The 15,469-nt window shown below is 64.8% G+C and carries 11 protein-coding genes and 5 pseudogenes; 9 read left to right on the top strand and 7 right to left on the bottom strand.

Annotated elements, in window-relative coordinates:
• Window positions 1-265: 265 nt before the first annotated feature.
• Together ABZ851_RS35390 and ABZ851_RS35385 are read right to left on the bottom strand one after the other, a co-directional pair.
• Window positions 266-1,297: a LuxR C-terminal-related transcriptional regulator gene (locus tag ABZ851_RS35390; protein ID WP_361136530.1), complete on the bottom strand. Its 1,032-nt coding sequence runs from the start codon at window positions 1,295-1,297 to the stop codon at window positions 266-268.
• Window positions 1,294-1,782 carry a hypothetical protein gene (locus ABZ851_RS35385; RefSeq protein ID WP_361136528.1) on the bottom strand — a complete coding sequence of 163 codons (489 nt, stop codon included), beginning with the start codon at window positions 1,780-1,782 and terminating at the stop codon, window positions 1,294-1,296. Before ABZ851_RS35385 ends, ABZ851_RS35390 begins: the two co-directional genes overlap by 4 nt.
• An 813-nt stretch (window positions 1,783-2,595) precedes the next feature.
• Here ABZ851_RS35385 and ABZ851_RS35380 point away from each other — a divergent pair.
• The 4 genes from ABZ851_RS35380 to ABZ851_RS35365 all read left to right on the top strand — a co-directional run bounded on the left by ABZ851_RS35380 (window position 2,596) and on the right by ABZ851_RS35365 (window position 5,153).
• Window positions 2,596-3,075, top strand: a complete 480-nt coding sequence (locus ABZ851_RS35380) for an XRE family transcriptional regulator (protein WP_361136526.1) — start codon at window positions 2,596-2,598, stop codon at window positions 3,073-3,075.
• A gap of 248 nt (window positions 3,076-3,323) precedes the next feature.
• Window positions 3,324-3,689, top strand: coding sequence for a hypothetical protein (locus tag ABZ851_RS35375; RefSeq protein WP_361136524.1), 366 nt, complete (start codon window positions 3,324-3,326; stop codon window positions 3,687-3,689).
• Entirely contained in the window at window positions 3,674-4,813 is a 1,140-nt protein-coding gene (locus ABZ851_RS35370; protein ID WP_361136522.1) for an MAB_1171c family putative transporter, read from the top strand. Before ABZ851_RS35375 ends, ABZ851_RS35370 begins: the two co-directional genes overlap by 16 nt.
• Before the next feature lie 16 nt (window positions 4,814-4,829).
• Window positions 4,830-5,153 carry an MTH1187 family thiamine-binding protein gene (locus ABZ851_RS35365; RefSeq protein ID WP_361136520.1) on the top strand — a complete coding sequence of 108 codons (324 nt, stop codon included), beginning with the start codon at window positions 4,830-4,832 and terminating at the stop codon, window positions 5,151-5,153.
• 9 nt (window positions 5,154-5,162) lie between these two features.
• On the opposite strand, the pseudogene ABZ851_RS35360 reads toward ABZ851_RS35365, so the two are convergent.
• A pseudogene (locus tag ABZ851_RS35360) lies at window positions 5,163-5,979 on the bottom strand (IS5 family transposase).
• A gap of 343 nt (window positions 5,980-6,322) precedes the next feature.
• On the opposite strand from ABZ851_RS35360, the gene ABZ851_RS35355 reads away from it, so the two are divergent.
• The 3 genes and pseudogenes from ABZ851_RS35355 to ABZ851_RS35345 all read left to right on the top strand — a co-directional run bounded on the left by ABZ851_RS35355 (window position 6,323) and on the right by ABZ851_RS35345 (window position 10,901).
• Window positions 6,323-6,472, top strand: coding sequence for a hypothetical protein (locus tag ABZ851_RS35355; protein WP_361136518.1), 150 nt, complete (start codon window positions 6,323-6,325; stop codon window positions 6,470-6,472).
• Window positions 6,473-7,156: 684 nt separating this feature from the next.
• Complete coding sequence (locus tag ABZ851_RS35350; RefSeq protein ID WP_361136516.1) at window positions 7,157-9,778, top strand: RICIN domain-containing protein; 2,622 nt, start codon at window positions 7,157-7,159, stop codon at window positions 9,776-9,778.
• Between the two features lie 304 nt (window positions 9,779-10,082).
• A pseudogene (locus ABZ851_RS35345) lies at window positions 10,083-10,901 on the top strand (IS5 family transposase).
• Here the strand turns inward: ABZ851_RS35345 and ABZ851_RS35340 are convergent.
• Window positions 10,891-11,262: a transposase gene (locus tag ABZ851_RS35340; protein ID WP_361136514.1), complete on the bottom strand. Its 372-nt coding sequence runs from the start codon at window positions 11,260-11,262 to the stop codon at window positions 10,891-10,893. The pseudogene ABZ851_RS35345 and the gene ABZ851_RS35340 sit on opposite strands and share 11 nt — an antisense overlap.
• Window positions 11,231-11,390: pseudogene (locus ABZ851_RS35335) on the bottom strand (IS5/IS1182 family transposase); the annotation flags it as partial. The gene ABZ851_RS35340 and the pseudogene ABZ851_RS35335, both read right to left, overlap by 32 nt.
• An 879-nt stretch (window positions 11,391-12,269) precedes the next feature.
• On the opposite strand from ABZ851_RS35335, the gene ABZ851_RS35330 reads away from it, so the two are divergent.
• Both ABZ851_RS35330 and ABZ851_RS35325 read left to right on the top strand, forming a co-directional pair.
• Window positions 12,270-13,712 carry an FG-GAP-like repeat-containing protein gene (locus tag ABZ851_RS35330; RefSeq protein ID WP_361136512.1) on the top strand — a complete coding sequence of 481 codons (1,443 nt, stop codon included), beginning with the start codon at window positions 12,270-12,272 and terminating at the stop codon, window positions 13,710-13,712.
• 65 nt (window positions 13,713-13,777) lie between these two features.
• Window positions 13,778-13,945, top strand: a pseudogene (locus tag ABZ851_RS35325) (transposase); the annotation flags it as partial.
• A 117-nt stretch (window positions 13,946-14,062) separates the two neighbouring features.
• On the opposite strand, the pseudogene ABZ851_RS35320 reads toward ABZ851_RS35325, so the two are convergent.
• Window positions 14,063-14,365 (bottom strand): annotated as a pseudogene (locus ABZ851_RS35320) (cupin domain-containing protein); the annotation flags it as partial.
• Window positions 14,366-14,380: 15 nt separating this feature from the next.
• Entirely contained in the window at window positions 14,381-15,373 is a 993-nt protein-coding gene (locus ABZ851_RS35315) for an aldo/keto reductase (RefSeq protein WP_361136510.1), read from the bottom strand.
• Window positions 15,374-15,469 lie beyond the last annotated feature (96 nt).

Here is a 15,469-nt window from a genome sequence, read left to right as displayed (position 1 = left end):
GTGGAGATCCTCAAGCAGGCCACGGCTTTCGTCCCCAGAAGAACCGATGAACGTGCACCCGTTCATCAAGACGGAGAAGCAGGACGGCCATAGCGTCAAACACGCCTATGAGCTGCGAACTCCCAAGCCGCCTTTTATGCCTGCCGCGCCGGCGCCTCCCGACCCCGTGTGGTGCCCGATGCGCCGATGACCACGCCTGATGCCGAAGGCCGCCTTGTGGGTAGCAGCCTCCGACGGGCTTGTCCCAGAAGACCTGCGCGCCACCTCAGATCCATCCCCGTTCGCGGGCCAGCAGGGCAGCCTGGAAGCGGTTAGAGGCACCTAAACGCCGCATGATCGACGCTACGTGTTTTCGATATGTACGGACGGCAATGCCGAGCTCACGCGCCCCGGTCTCGTCCTTTTCCGCCGCGTAGAGAGAGCGGAGGATCTGCTGCTGGAAGGAGTTGGCGAAGCCGGTTGTCGTGGCCTCGCCGTCGTCAGACGAGGGGAGGTCGCGCCCCGTCTGCCACATGCGCTCGAACAGCGAGACAAGGGCAGCTACCAGGCCCGGGTCACGGGTGAGGATTGCCCCCTTGGGGGTGTTGGCAGGGTCGATGGGTGTAAGTGCGGCGGCTCGGTCGCAGATGATGAGGCGCTCGAGAGGTTCGTAGGAGATCCGTATGTGCGCCCCTTTTGAGACGAGCTCACGCAAATAGTTCATTGTGGTGGGATCCTCAAGTGCTCGCGCAGCCATGAGAGTCCGCATGTGTACATTGCGGCGGAGGATTCGGCTGTCCAACAGCCGTGCATGATCGATGCTTTCCTCGCTGAGGACACCGGTTGGGCTGGTTGTCAGGCTCTCCGCCCGAGTGAAGAACGTGAGCTCGTCAATAGCGGCTCGTACGGAGGCCATGCCCTCGATGTGCTGGGTTGTGCTGTTGCTGTTGGGGGCTTGAGCTCCACCGTCCAAAGACTTTCCATGCTCGGCGAGCAGCCTGTCGACGATTCTCCTGCTGGTGGCTGCCTCCTCCAACTGATGTCGGAGGCAGTCCACTTTGCTCTCCACGAGTCCCTCCACGGCCTTGGCCGGCGAGACAGGCGCCAGGACCCCGTCTGAAGTCTCGGTGGCCAGCCCGGTTTCCGTCAGTCGACGGTAGATGGCCTGCGAGTCTTGTACGACGTCTTCGTCTTGTACGTCGTCGGCCAGGTGGCGTGCCAGTTCCACCTGGCTGAAGCCTCCGCGGCGCAGCAAGAGTCTGTAGATCTCTTCAACATCGGGATCAACACCCAGGAATCGGAGGGTCGCTTGCGTCACTGTTCCTCCTTACTGCTGGCGAGTCCCCGCCTCGTCCGCGCGAGCGGATATGTGCGGCCGACCCGCAGCGCTCGCCAGACAGGCGTGTTGCCGTAGAGCCCGTTCGCCTTTCCTCGGACGTCAGCAGTGGACCGGGACATAAAGGTGTGGGAGCTGCGCAGGGAGGGAGGGACCGAGTAGTCGATCTGGGACTCGGAGACGCCCAGCCGGCGTCCCAACTCGCCTGCCTGGCCAGCTGCGTGGTCTGTAGCGGCACTGGCCTTGTCGGCCAGGAAGACCGCGGTCAGTCGCGTCGCATCAGACTGGTCGACCAGAGGCGCGTCATGGAGCAGGGCAAAGACAGCGGTACGCAGACGATGACGCATGCCCAGCCCCAGCAGCGGGGGATTCCCGGGCCGTAGCTTGACCGCCGCCGGTGTGTCCGCCCGGAGGGGACGGTGGGCGCTCCCGGCCTGGTGTGTCGTACGCCCGGCCGCGATGCTCATCGCGCCCTCCCGTTGGCCGCCCCTACTCCTGGCAACCGCACGGCACTCGACGGGGTATAACAGGTGCTTTGGGATCCTTCGAAGAGGGGTGAGCTGACAAACGTCAGGGCAATGCTGCTGCTCCCCCGAGGCTTGATGGACTGGCACCCTCGGGGGCTACCGCCTTGCGACGGCCCACTCCCGGCCCAGTAGCAGTCTTGCTTGCCGGCGCGCTGGCGTCTGTTCAGCATGCTTCAGCAACTCCCCGTTGAGTTCACTCCCCCTCACAAGGGGGACACTGGATCCCACCCCTGGCACAACAGCTGATCGGTCGAGCAACCACGCCTTGAACCCTGATGGCGTCAAGACACAAGCTCACATAGGTAACCGGCCCTCAGGGTGTTCATTTCAGCTAACGTGATCGACGCAAGAGAGGACCCTAGCTTGAGAGTTGATGCGGTACCACAAACTTTGAGACAAGCCTGCGGTCGCACGATCCTCTCCACTCCCGCCTTGATCTTGGTGACGGGCCTGGCATAACAAGATCACCTGCCGGCCTGGTGATCGCTCCATGAGCGCTCCACCGGGAAGAGCCTCAGCGTCACCGGCAGATTCGAGGCGGACCCAGTCCGCGTGTGTTCCATCGCCAACAGATCGGCGTGCCATCAGGGCGCCTGCCCGGACTGGCGAACTACAGGCCCTGCGAGCAGACGGCTCCGTGGGTGAGCAACTAGTGTGAGCAGTCGGGAAGCATCACATCAATTCCAGCTGATGCCGTTTGCGGAGGACTCGAAGAGGGCCCCAACGCGGGCGCGTTACATAGGGGGTTAGGCGATGAACGGCGACGAGGCCAGCGCGTCCCGGCGTCAGCTATCCATGGCAGAGAAACTCGATCATTTACTCACGCTTCACGCCGATCCAGGCAAGGCCGACAAACCGTCCTACAGAGCGTTGGCGGCTGCGATCGCCGCGCAGTCGGGCGAGACGTTCTCCGGCGCGTACCTATGGCAGCTGCATCGTGGCGAGCGCACTAATCCGACGTTGCGACATCTGAGCGCTCTGGCCAGGTACTTCGGCGTACCTGTGTCGTACTTCACCGACGATGATGTAGCCCGAAGGGTGATCGACGAGGAAGGCCTGGCCCGCCGTGAGTTAGATGAGTCCATGGCCGAGGCCGGGGTAAGTGCGGTGTACCTGCGCGGCGATCTCTCTGCCTTGTCCCCCGAGGGGAAACGGATGGCTGCGGACATGATCCGCCAGATTCGCGAACTGGAGCAAGGCTCGAAACAGCCTCCGTCTCCGCCACGCACATGAGCCCGCCCGACAACCGGTTGCGACTCGAGTACCAGGTCATGTGCCCTCCTGCCCCGCCAAGCCCTGGAGATTCGACCGAGATGCGCTGGAGGCGTCTGCGCCGCCGTTGCCAGAAAGTGATCGGCGGTATCCCTTTGCCTGAGCCCTTCTCCGCAGAAGAACTGTGCAGCCGACTGGCAGAGGAGCGAGACCGCCCGCTGCATCTGCTCCCGTTACCCACTCCAACGGTTCCCGGCACACCGTCGGGTATGTGGCTGGTCGCTGAGCGCGGCGACTATATCTTCTACGACTCGCAGACCAGCCTCTTGCATCAAGAGCACATCATCGTGCACGAAATCGGGCACATGGTGTGCGGCCACCGGTCAGCAGGCGATGACCAGCAGCTGTACCGGTTGATCGACATCGCGGACCCAGCGTCCATCCGGCAAGCGCTACCTCGCATCCGGTACTCCGATGAGCAGGAACAGGAAGCGGAGATGATGGCCAGCCTCATCCTGGAGGCTGCTGGTCGCGTCCCCGCCCCGACTCTGCTCTCCGGAATGCTGGGCGGGCTGGAGTCCGCCATGGGACTGCGGGCAACCCGGCACCCAGGAGCATCATGCCGCCGTGGATAGAGACCGCCGGCATATCCGCACTGTGGGTCGTAGCGGTCGTCCGTGCACCACAGGGAATCCGTGACCGGGAGCAACGGCCCTTGTGGTTCGCAGTCATCATGATTGCTCTCGCGATGTCGACGCACCTCGAACCCGTTACCGCCGCGCTGGCGCACGTGGTCCCAGACGAGCACTGGATCGACTTGACCACGCACACCTTCGGCATCATTGACGCAGCCGCAGTGCTGTGGTTCATGTGTGGGGCCGCAGGACGACACCGTCACACTGCTCTGGTGTTCGGTGCCGCCATCACGGTCATCACCATTCTCGTGATTCTGGACGCCAATGCTCCCCCGCACGCCCGTACCGTGATCACTCCTTCATCAACGACCCCGAACGTTCCGGACACCTACTGGTGGATCTTTTTCTCCTTTCACCTGGTCGCGGACAGTATCTGCGGGTTCGTGTGCTGGAGCTACGGCCGGCCCGGCACTCCTCGGCTATTGCGCTATGGATTACGCCTGTTCGGTACCGGCATGCTTCTCGCGGACTTACTGTGGGTTCTGAAACTTGCGTATGTGCAGACGCGCTCGGCAGCCTTCGCTCCGCTGTTCTCGCCCGTCACAGGCATCGAAGCTCTGTTCATGGCAGTGGGGGTGGCACTTCCCGTCCTGGCACAGGCACGCGATCGCTGGCGCGATGGGAAATCCTACCAAGAACTTGCCCCTTTGTGGCTGGACCTCACCACTGCCACCCCCGACGTCATCCTGGGACCGAAGCAGCGCTTCCAGGGCGCGGCGATCCCTCTCCAGCTCCGTCTTTACCGGAGAGTGATAGAGATCAGGGACGCGATGATCGTCCTGCGGAACTACGTCACTCCTGCTGCACTCGATCTGGCGCACCACCACATCACTCACCAGTCCGTCCCGTCACACTTGGGCGATGCTCACCTAACCGCCTGCTGGCTCACCGCTGCCCTACATGCGAAGGACAGCGGCATGGCTCCTCAGTCCCAGATGGCCAACCTTGCCGGCCCCAGCTCGAACGGCCTCACCGACGAGATCAACCACCTGCTTCAGATCGCAGAAGCCTACAAGTCGCCGGCTGTCCATGCTTATAAAAAGTCACTTACCGGCGTGATCTAACAAGAGGAAGACAGTTATGCTCGTCGCCTTTTCTCTCACACCTATGGGCGTGGAAGCAGGCGTCGCCGAATACATCGCCGACGCTGTGAAAATCATTCGCGAATCGGGTCTCCCGAATCGGTCGGATTCCATGTACACGATGATCGAGGGTGAATGGGATGAAGTCATGGACGTGATCAAGCGGGCAACGGAGGCCGTTTCCGCCAAATCGCCCCGCGTCCAGCTCAGCATCAAAGCAGATATCTGGCCCGACATGCCTAACCCTCTTGACGGAAAGATCGGCCTCCTTGAGCAACGAATCGCGGACGTCACTTCAGGCTCGACCTCACCCACTGCCTAAGACCGTGTCCTATGTGGTGAGGCGGACGAGTCGCTTGTAGCAGCAGATGGCGGCGGCGAGTCCGAGAAAGGCCAGGTAGTTGCGGGAATGGCGGTCGTAGCGGGGGCTGAGTCTGCGGTAGCCCGACAGCCACGACATGGTGCGCTCGATCACCCATCGACGCCGCCCTAACCGCTCGCTGGACTCGATGCCTTTGCGGGCGATCCGCACTCCAATCCGCTTACCACGCAGCCATTTCCGCAGGTCGGGCCGGTCATACGCCTTGTCGGCGTGCAGGCGCTGAGGTTTGAAGTACCGGCCGTGGTGGGGGTCGTGTCTCGTTTGGTGACCCTCGACCATCGGCGTCAGTCCTTGGCTGTCGTGGGTGTTCCCAGCTGAGACGCCGACGACCAGGGCAGTCCGTTCGCGTCCGGCAGGATGTGCATCTTGGAACCCGGCTTGCCTCGGTCCACGGGGCTCGGACCTGTGAGTTCGCCCCCTTTTCAGCCCTCACGTGGGCGGAGTCGAGGACGACGCGGGTGACGTCGACGAGGCCGGCATCGTCGAGCCGGTGCAGCACGGCCTCGTGCAAACGGCCCCAGACGCCGGCTCTGGACCAGATCAGAAACCGTCGATGGGCGGTCGACTTCGAGATGCCGAAACAGGGCGGCAGAGCCCGCCAGGCGCACCCGCTGACCAGGACGTATATGATGGCCGCGAACAGCGTCTCATCAGGCGTGTCCTGTGTTCCCCCACCCTGAGGCCGCACCTTCGACAGCGGAATCAGCGGCTTCGCGATCTCCCACAACCCGTCCGGAACAATCCAACTCCATGTACCCCGCCCCATACCGAGGCCAACGAAGCCTCACCACATAGGACACGCTCTTAGGGCGGCCTCCGCGGACGCAGCCCCCACTGGCCTCCGCGCAGGAAGTGGCACAGCTCTTCCACGGAAGCGATTACTGGAGAGCCATCAGAAGGGCCCTAACGCCGCCCGCACGGTTCGGGAGGGGGCCGACGGAAAAGAACCCGAGCCATGGGCACCTCGCCGGCGGCCTACCTCGCCGACATCCATCATGTCGACGCCGCGGTGCGCGAGCTGATCGACAGGCTGTCTGCCTGACTGACGGGTCTTCCGTTTCTCCTCCTGCACGCCCGGTCTCGACCCGGCCGAAGGTGTGCGGGCGCGGGTGAAGGACAGTCTGGGCAACCTGGCCCCGTGCAGCATCGCCGAACTCGCCACCATGACTGGCACACGCCTGAAGCAGATCCAGTACGGGCCGAGCTTGCTCGACGGCTTCCTCACCGAGAGCGGATGGGGCTTCGCCTCGCCCTGGTGATTGCCCCGGCGAGACGGGCTCAGTTGGCCGGGGTTTGCCTCCAAACCACCTCTGGGCAGGCGTCTTGCGGACGGTTGTCCCGGCTTCGGAGCGAGGAGTCACCTCAGGAGTGGCCCAGCCCGGCATGTCATGAGCTCGCATCGGATGACTGATTCAGACCGCTTTTCTGGCACGTTTTCGGTTATGGCAGGTACATCCCATTGTGCCAGGATGTCCCTCGCCGGTTTGATTCCCATCGCCGAGGAGTGCCTGAACTCCGGGCAGAGGGGGGCCTCATGGAGAGCGCGGAACGGTTCAGGTGTGCCGTGGCGGTTCTGGCCGCAACCGTGCTCCGGGAGACCCGGGTACCGGCGGCCGGCCGTGTCCGCAGGGACGCGGCCGCCTCCCCGGGGGACGCTCCCGGGGACCCGGCCGCGCTCGTGAGGGATCCGCGGCGCGGCGCGGTGTCGGGGGAGGAGAAGAGAGAGGGCGGTATGGCGGGCGGGCCCGGATGGCCGGGCCGGGAGAACGGAACGGCCCCCAGGGCCCCGGTGTCCCCATCCCCGCCGAGCCCGCGGATCCAAACGGTCCGGGACGCGGATCGCGGTCCGTCCCCACGGCGGCTGGTGGCGGTGTTCTTCGGGGTTCCGGATGGGGCCGCGGCGGTTTACCGGCTCATTCGTCAGAGCAGAGGGAGAAAAACGGGTGTTCACACAGGAGAAGAAGAGGCGCGGGTTACGGGCGGTGGTGGCGAAACGGCCCGCCGCGGCGGCTCTTGCGCTGGCGGTCGTGCTGGGGTCGGGTGCGGCAGGCGGGTTTACCGCCAGCGCCGCTACTAGCGCCGCCAGCGGTACGACGTATAACAGCTCGGCCTCCGAGCCGGACACCTGGATTCAAGGTCAGACGCAGATGCCGATCCTGAAGCATCTCATCAAGGGCACAACCTTCCTGGACTGGTCGCGCCCCGGCCTTACACAGACCGTGAAGATAAAGAACATCACCGGCCAGAACATCTACGTCCTCCACAGGACGAAGGCGCTGTTCGTGATCGCGGACGTGGCGGCGGCGAGCACCAGCCTGGCTACTGCCATAGCGTCGGGAGGCTTCGGTATCGCAAGCGAAGCGAGGGCACGCAACGCGCTGAATTCGATCGAGCGCTGGAATACGGACCTCGAGGCGAAGCTCAAGTCGCTGCAGGACAAGAACTACACGGACCAGCAGAAATCCGATGGCCAGGTCCAGACCGATGTGGCGAAGGCTATTTACGACGCCGCTACTTCCCTGAACGGGGACGCCAAGACACTCTGCGACGGCGTGCTCGACCTCTTCGGCAGGATGAGTACGGACAACGCCCAGAGCGCTCTCGACGATGGCAACAAGTTCGACCAGCTCTTATTCGAGAAGATCAAGGACCAGGCGATCACGATCAAGAACAAGGAGACGGAGAGCGTCAGATCGGACAACTACTGGAAGAATCTTATTACCTGGGGTTTGGTCAAGGCCAACGATGTCATAACCGGGAGCCTTGCAGCCGACTTCGAGGTGAACCCGGTCGCGACCGTAGCGAACGAACTGCTGGGTGTCGTCAACATCTTCGGGGTCAGCGGCGTGGCGGGCCAGCTCGGCTTCCCCACCGTCGACATGTACGTCATCCGGGAAGACAAGCACGGTGTGCACATGTCCACGGCCCCGAACATCTCGTGGATCGCCTCCCTCAAGCTGATCGCTCCCGGCAAGAAACACTCCCGCGGCGACATCTCGCCGCTGCCGGGCATCGGACACTACCTGTGGCGCGACATGACGAAATCGACCGATAGTCTCGACGGCCAGTCTCTCTACAGTGTCGACGACCAGACCCTCTACAGGAGGGCGTACAACGCGCTGGAGTCGGACGGGTTCGACGCGGCCGCCGCCACCAAGATCATGAGAGGCATTCTGGCCGGCTTGAAGAAGGGCGCGGGGGCCACAGCCGAACAAGCCGGCAAGTTCACTGAACAGACCGCCGCCCAGCTGGTGCTCAAGCCTAATTTCCGCAAGCTCGTGTGGCTGGAGTACTACGCGAAGACCACCGCTACCGGCCCCGACCAGGCCAAGCAGGGCGGGAAGCAGGCGGTAGCGGAGGCCATTGCGAAGGTGCCCACGAGATGGGCTGAGTATCCCGTCTTCTGGCTGGAGCTCTCCGCGGCGTATGGCCTGTGGCAGGGCAGTGGCGGCTTCTCGGCGTGGAGCCAGGAAGCTTCGGCCATGTACGACGCCTGCGTCAGCGCGACGTGGTACGGGGCCAACTTCTGGGACGCGCGGAAGCTCTTGCAGCGCATAGGGAGAGATTTCGATTTCGGCACGCGCGACGTCTGGACCAGTTCGGTGCCGAAGGACAACCTCGCGAGTGAGTACGTGCAGATCGTTGCCGCCGTTCTCGCCTCGGCGGGCCACGTGAATCACGCGTTCAGCAAGATCGACGCTCTGTCGGTCACCTTCGGCGGCGCCCCGGGGCAGGTGAAGGTGCCCAGCTCCCGCCTTTTGGAATGGTGGACCCAGGACGGAGACTTCCCCGCGCCCATGCCTGTGGACGCCGATAATGTCGCCCACAAGATCAAACTCGGCTCGCACCCGGAATACTGCCTGACTATCCTCAACGGGCGCTGGTACGACGGCAGCGAGATTATCATCGATAAATACTCCTGCAATACACCCGACTACAACACCGCGGAGGAGTGGACCTTCGCGACCAATGGCCAGCTGCAGGCGGGCGGCGGTGACGGAAAATTTTGCCTCACCGGCGCCGACCTGGGCGCAGTTCAGCTGAAATCGTGCAAATCAGATACTTCCGGCCAGCAGTGGCGGAGATACTCGGACCAAACCGTCCACCTCCACTCCGACGCCGGAACGGATACCGGGTACTGCCTCGCCTCGCCAACCGCCTCTCCGGATTCGCATGTCTATGCGAAGACTGTGAAGTGCGATGCGGCGGATCCCAAGCAGTCGTGGACCTTCAGCTACTACTCGAACATCCCCACTATCACCTTCAATAGTGCCGCCGTCGCGAAATCCAGAGACTCGGTCGGCGTCAAAATCACCTACACATGCACCGGTGACGTTGCGAAGATCACGGGCTATGCGAGTGATTACGGCCGCTTTGTCTATGGCGGCGGGCAGATAACGCCGACCTGTGACGGCAAGTCGCACTCCGACACCATTACCGTCCCGTCCGCGATTCATGCGTACTTCACAAGTAATCAGGACGGGTATGCATGGGCGGTCATGGAGGACGCCCACGGGCAGCCATTGGCCAGTACGCCTTCTCAGGACGTGATCAACTTCTCGTGACTGCCCGGGGCAGGTCGGCGACCGGGGCCGTGCTCTTGCAGGGCCGGCGTGATCCTGTGAGCGGGCCGGCCGCCGGGGGCGCGACCGAATAGACCGAAGCCCCGTTGGAGCGGCGACCCCAAGCCGCCCGCCACCAACGGGGCTTCGGTGCACCATGAGGGCATTGCCGCCTCGCTGTCCGCACCGCAGCGGGACAGCCGACCGTTCCCGATCGCGACCACTGAGGAATTCGGTTCGGGCTGACGCCATGACGAAGCCGGGATAAGACCGTGTCCTATGTGGTGAGGCGGACGTTGGTCTGTGTATGGGGCGGGGTACGTGGAGTTGGATTGTTCCGGACGGGTTGTGGGAGATCGCGAAGCCGCTGATTCCGCTGTCGAAGATGCGGCCTCAGGGTGGGGGGAACGCAGGACACGCCTGATGAGACGCTGTTCGCGGCCATCATCTACGTCCTGGTCAGCGGGTGCGCCTGGCGGGCTCTGCCGCCCTGTTTCGGCATCTCGAAGTCGACCGCCCATCGACGGTTTCTGATCTGGTCCAGAGCCGGCGTCTGGGGCCGTTTGCACGAGGCCGTGCTGCACCGGCTCGACGATGCCGGCCTCGTCGACGTCACCCGCGTCGTCCTCGACTCCGCCCACGTGAGGGCTGAAAAGGGGGCGAACTCACAGGTCCGAGCCCCGTGGACCGAGGCAAGCCGGGTTCCAAGATGCACGTCCTGTCGGACGCGAACGGACTGCCCCTGGTCGTCGGCGTCTCAGCTGGGAACACCCACGACAGCCAAGGACTGACGCCGATGGTCGAGGGTCACCAAACGAGACACGACCCCCACCACGGCCGGTACTTCAAACCTCAGCGCCTGCACGCCGACAAGGCGTACGGCCGGCCCGACCTGCGGAAATGGCTGCGTGGTAAGCGGATTGGAGTGCGGATCGCCCGCAAAGGCATCGAGTCCAGCGAACGGTTAGGGCGGCGTCGACGGGTGATCGAGCGCACCATGTCGTGGCTGTCGGGCTACCGCAGACTCAGCCCCCGCTACGAGCGCCATTCCCGCAACTACCTGGCCTTTCTCGGACTCGCCGCCGCCATCTGCTGCTACAAGCGACTCGTCCGCCTCACCACATAGGACACGGTCTAAAGGCGTTTCGCCCCCACACAGGACCCCCGCTGTCGGCGTCGGCTGAACTCTGGTTCTGGATCACTTTCAGTGCCGGGGCCACGGAGGGGCACCGAAACCGCAACCATGAACGGCCTCGCGCGCTGAGCAGTACCCGTTTGCGGAGCAGGTCGAAGTTGGCGCGGCCGAACATCTGCCTCATCAGCGTTTTGATCTTGTTGTTGTGGCCTTCGACGGCGCCGGAGCGGTAGCGGAGACTGAGTCCGGCGACGACGGCGTCGAGGTCCTGGCCGAGGCCCGTGACGAAGGTGTGCAGGGCGGGCAGGTCGTCGGCCCGTGACCAGGTGGATTTCCGATCCCGGCTTGCCACGGTCGGTCGGATTCGGTCTTGCAGTGGCCCCCTTTTGCCGCCCGGACGCTGACAGAGTCGATGGCGCAGCGTGACCAGTCCAGCTCTCCCCGGGCCCCGAGTTCGTCGAGGACCACGCGGTGGAGTCTGGCCCGGACCCGGTCCCGGCTCCACCGGGCGAAGCGCCGGCCGACCGCCTCGGCCAACTTGGCGCGGATACGGACGCGTCGGCGGGTCCGGCCTCCTTGAGCCAGCGCCCCCGCGCCGGGGCCGATGCCCACGAACGCGATCTCCGCCTTCGAGCGCGGCTGCAGCCTCGGCTGGTCGACGCTGCGGCCGTCGGCAGGGTCGGGGTGATGGGCGTCGATGGTCTACGGATCACCTGGGGGGGAGAGCTTGTGGCGCCAAATCTCAGAGAGATAACCGGAGTCGGTGCGGGCGGTGATGGACAGTTCCTCGCTGACCACCTGGCACCACACCCAAAATCGCGGGGGAAGTCGTGATGCTGGACGGTTCATCATCTCGGCCTGCGCGGAGAGCACGTTCACCGTGTCACCGTCAAGACCGCTTCGCACGGCTCACCTCCGCCTGCGCGCAGCGGACCAGAGGCGGACCGTCCTTACCCCGTGCCCTGTCCTGTTAGTGAGGCGGGGCGCCGGCGCCCAGGGCTGGGCGGTCTGACGAACGATGAGTGGGCACGACTCGTACCCCATCTACCGAAGACCGGCCGCTGGGGCAGGCGGTGTATCACCGGAACGCTGGTCGACCACTCGCTGTGCGCCATGAAGGAGTGAATCGAGGGGCGGATGATATGCGCCAAGTGCGGTGTCCCGCAACGGACTTGCCATGCACTGTGCGAATGCGTTGGACCTAGTTATTTTCTGTTCGTTCTGCAACCGTCCCGCTTTTGTTTCCGTCTACACCTACAACCCCTTCCGTCCCACCGAGCACACAACTCAGGGGGACGGATCCGTGGGGCGACCGAGGTACTACCCGTTGGAGGATTTGTGCGCAACCGAACCAGGAGCATGGTGGCAGGCGCTCTGGGAGCCGCCGTGGTCGCGGCCGCGGCCGGCGGCGCCATGGCAGCACCGACGGACGGCAGCGGGCGGGGCCAGGACCAGCCCTCCACGAGTGCCGCCGAGCGGAGCAAGATCACCCAGGGCGACCTCGACGGCGACGGCCACGCCGACCTCGGCGTGGGAGCGCCCGAGGGCACCGTCTCCGGGAAGTCCAAGGCGGGCTACGTGGGCGTGACCTACGGCGCCAAGGGTGGCGTCGACACCAAGCGGCACAGCACGCTGACGCAGGCCAGCGCGGGCGTGCCCGGCACCCCGGAGGCCAAGGACGGCTTCGGCTCGACCGTGGTGCGTGGCGACGTGGACGGGGACGGTTACGCCGACCTGATCGTCGCCGCGAACAACGAGGCCATCGGCAGCACTGCGCAGGCCGGTTCCGTCACGATCGTCTTCGGCTCCAAGAGCGGCCTGTCCGGCGACGCCATCGCCTTCCACGCGCCAAAGGTCGCCGCCAACGCGCACTTCGGCGACCAGATAGCCGTGGGCGACCACAACAAGGACGGCCTCAGCGACCTCGCCATCTCCGACGGCGAGAAGGTACAGCTCGTCAAGGGCGCGAAGAACCTGCGGCAGACCGCGACCCCGAAGATGACCAGCGTCACCCCGCCCGGCGGCGGCGTCAGCGTCGAACACCTGGCCTCCGGCGACATCAACGGGGACGGCTACACCGATCTCGTCACCGTCGCCTCCCAGGACTCGCCCTCCGACGAGGGCACGCTCGGCGTGCTGCCCGGCTCATCCGGGGGCCTGAAGAAGACGCCGCTGGGCAAGGACATCCCACTGCCGTTCGCGCAGTACCGCCCCGTGGTCGGCGACATCAACGGCGACGGGAAGGAGGACGTCGTCACCGACACCGGCTTCTCGGACGGTCCGCAAGAGCAGAAGCTGCGCACCTACCCCGGCACCGCCGACGGGCTCGACTCCGACAAGCCGGTGGACTGGAAGGGCAAGGCACAGGAGGGCGAGGCCATCCGGCTCGCCGACTTCGACGGCGACGGCCACGACGACCTGGTGATCAGCAACACCGGCGCCGAGGCGCCCGGGGGCTACAACGACGCCGGTGCCATCAACGTGCTCAAGGGCACCGAGAACTGGCTGACCGACAAGGGGGCGCAGACCTTCTCGCTCGACACCGAGGGCGTCCCTGGCTCCATGGCGGGCAACGACAAGTTCGGTACGTCCGTCTCGCCGGCCGATTACAACGGCGACGGCAAGGTGGACCTGGCCGTGGGCATTCCGAACCGCACCGAGGGAGTCGGCGCTGCGGCCCTGCTGTACGCGGGCACCGAGGGGCTGAGCGCCAAGGGCTCGTCACTCATCGACCCGAGTGACCTGGGTTCCCCGGCGACGAAGGGCCGCTTCGGCACGGAGCTGACGAACCCGGCGAAGTAGGCCCGCACGCCGGCCCTGTTCGGCAGATCACGTGCCTGTCGGCTGGTGGGCTCGTCTTTGCCGACATGGGGCGAGGTGAACTGCCAGATGCCGAGTGGGAACGGCTGCGGCCGTTCCTGCCGGTCAAAAACCGGCGTTGTGGACGGTGGCGGGATCACAGGCTGGTGCTCGACGGGACTCCCCACCGGGTGCGAACCGGTGTGCAGTGGCGTGGCCTGCCCGAACGGTTCGGCACAGGGAAAACGGGCTGCTTCAGGTGTTCATTCGGCCGGGGTGGCGCGGGCTGGAACAGACCGCTCGGTCGCCGGGAAGCAGCGGTCGCGGTGCGCCGGAACTCGCTTGGGTTTGCGCCTCGGACCCGGTGCGTCGACGCGGACCCCGGCGGCGAGGTGGTCCAGCACCGGGCCGGCCGTGTCCCCGCCACCCACGCGCAGCACGGCGGGCAGCGCGGCCAGCAGCCGGCGGCTGATCTCGCCGCGCACCGGATAAGCGCCGACGATCAGGGTCGTCGCACCGCCGCCGTCGTACCCGCCGCAGTCGTGCCAGCCGCGCCGGTGCCGGGCCCCGCCCTGCTCGGGTGTCGCGCAGTGCTCGCCGCACGCGAGCGGTTCGGGCCGGGTGCCGACCTCGTCGACGAAGGTGGCGGTTTCAGGAGTCAGAACAGGTTTTCAGCGGCCGAAACGTGACTGCAACTGCTCAGGGAGACGTTCGCCCTGGATCCGGATGTTGGCCGCGGCCTCTTCGATTCGATGTAGGTCGCCGGTTGTCAGCTCGACGTCGAGTGCGCCCAGGTTCTCTTCCAGGCGGTGCAGCTTGGTGGTGCCGGGGATCGGCACGAACCACGGCTTCTGCGCCAGCACCCAGGCGAGAGCGATCTGGGCCGGCGTGGCTCCTTTGTCGTCGGCAATCTGCTGCAGCAGGTCGACCAACACCTGGTTGGCTTGCCGTGCTTCAGGGCTGAAGCGCGGAAGCAGGCGGCGGAGGTCGTTGTCGGCAAGCGACGTGCTGGAATCGATCTTGCCGGTCAAAAATCCTTTGCCGAGCGGGCTGTAGGGCACCAGACCGATGCCCAGTTCCTCCAAGGTCGGAATGATTTCGGTTTCGTGCTCGCGCATCCAGAGCGAGTACTCGCTTTGCAGTGCCGTTACTGGCTGCACGGCGTGGGCGCGACGAATCGTCGCGGCACCGGCCTCGGACAAGCCGAAGTGCCTTACCTTGCCTTCGGCGATCAGCTCCTTGACCGTGCCGGCCACGTCTTCAATGGGCACGTTGGGGTCGACGCGGTGTTGATAGAGCAGGTCGATACTTTCGGTTTGAAGACGCTTGAGCGAGGCCTCGGTCACTTGGCGGATCTGCTCGGGTCTGCTGTCGACCCCGGACATCGGGGTCGGCCCGTGCTCGCCGTGCTTGATTCCGAACTTGGTGGCGATCACCACCTGGTCGCGGACCGGTGCCAGCGCCTGACCGACCAGGTCCTCATTGGTAAACGGGCCGTAGACTTCGGCGGTGTCGAAGAAAGTCACGCCGTGGTCAACGGCCGCCCGCAGCAGCTTCGTCATCTCGGCTGTGTCTTGTCGCTGACCGTAGAAGAAACTCATGCCCATGCAGCCGAGCCCGAGAGCCGAGACTTCGAGGTCTTTCCCTAGTTTGCGTTGTTGCATGAGAGATGCTCCTGGGATATCGATCGTCTGGCTCCCACTTATTTCGTGTTCAGCGGGGAGTCGTTAGAGAAGTTAGGCAGCCTTCCGGGACGCCGG

Origin of the sequence: Streptomyces sp. NPDC047049, assembly GCF_040643995.1 — a bacterium.
Lineage (GTDB): Bacteria > Actinomycetota > Actinomycetes > Streptomycetales > Streptomycetaceae > Streptomyces > Streptomyces mooreae.
Note: the sequence above shows the minus strand (reverse complement) of the source record. Positions and strands in the feature narration are given on the sequence as shown.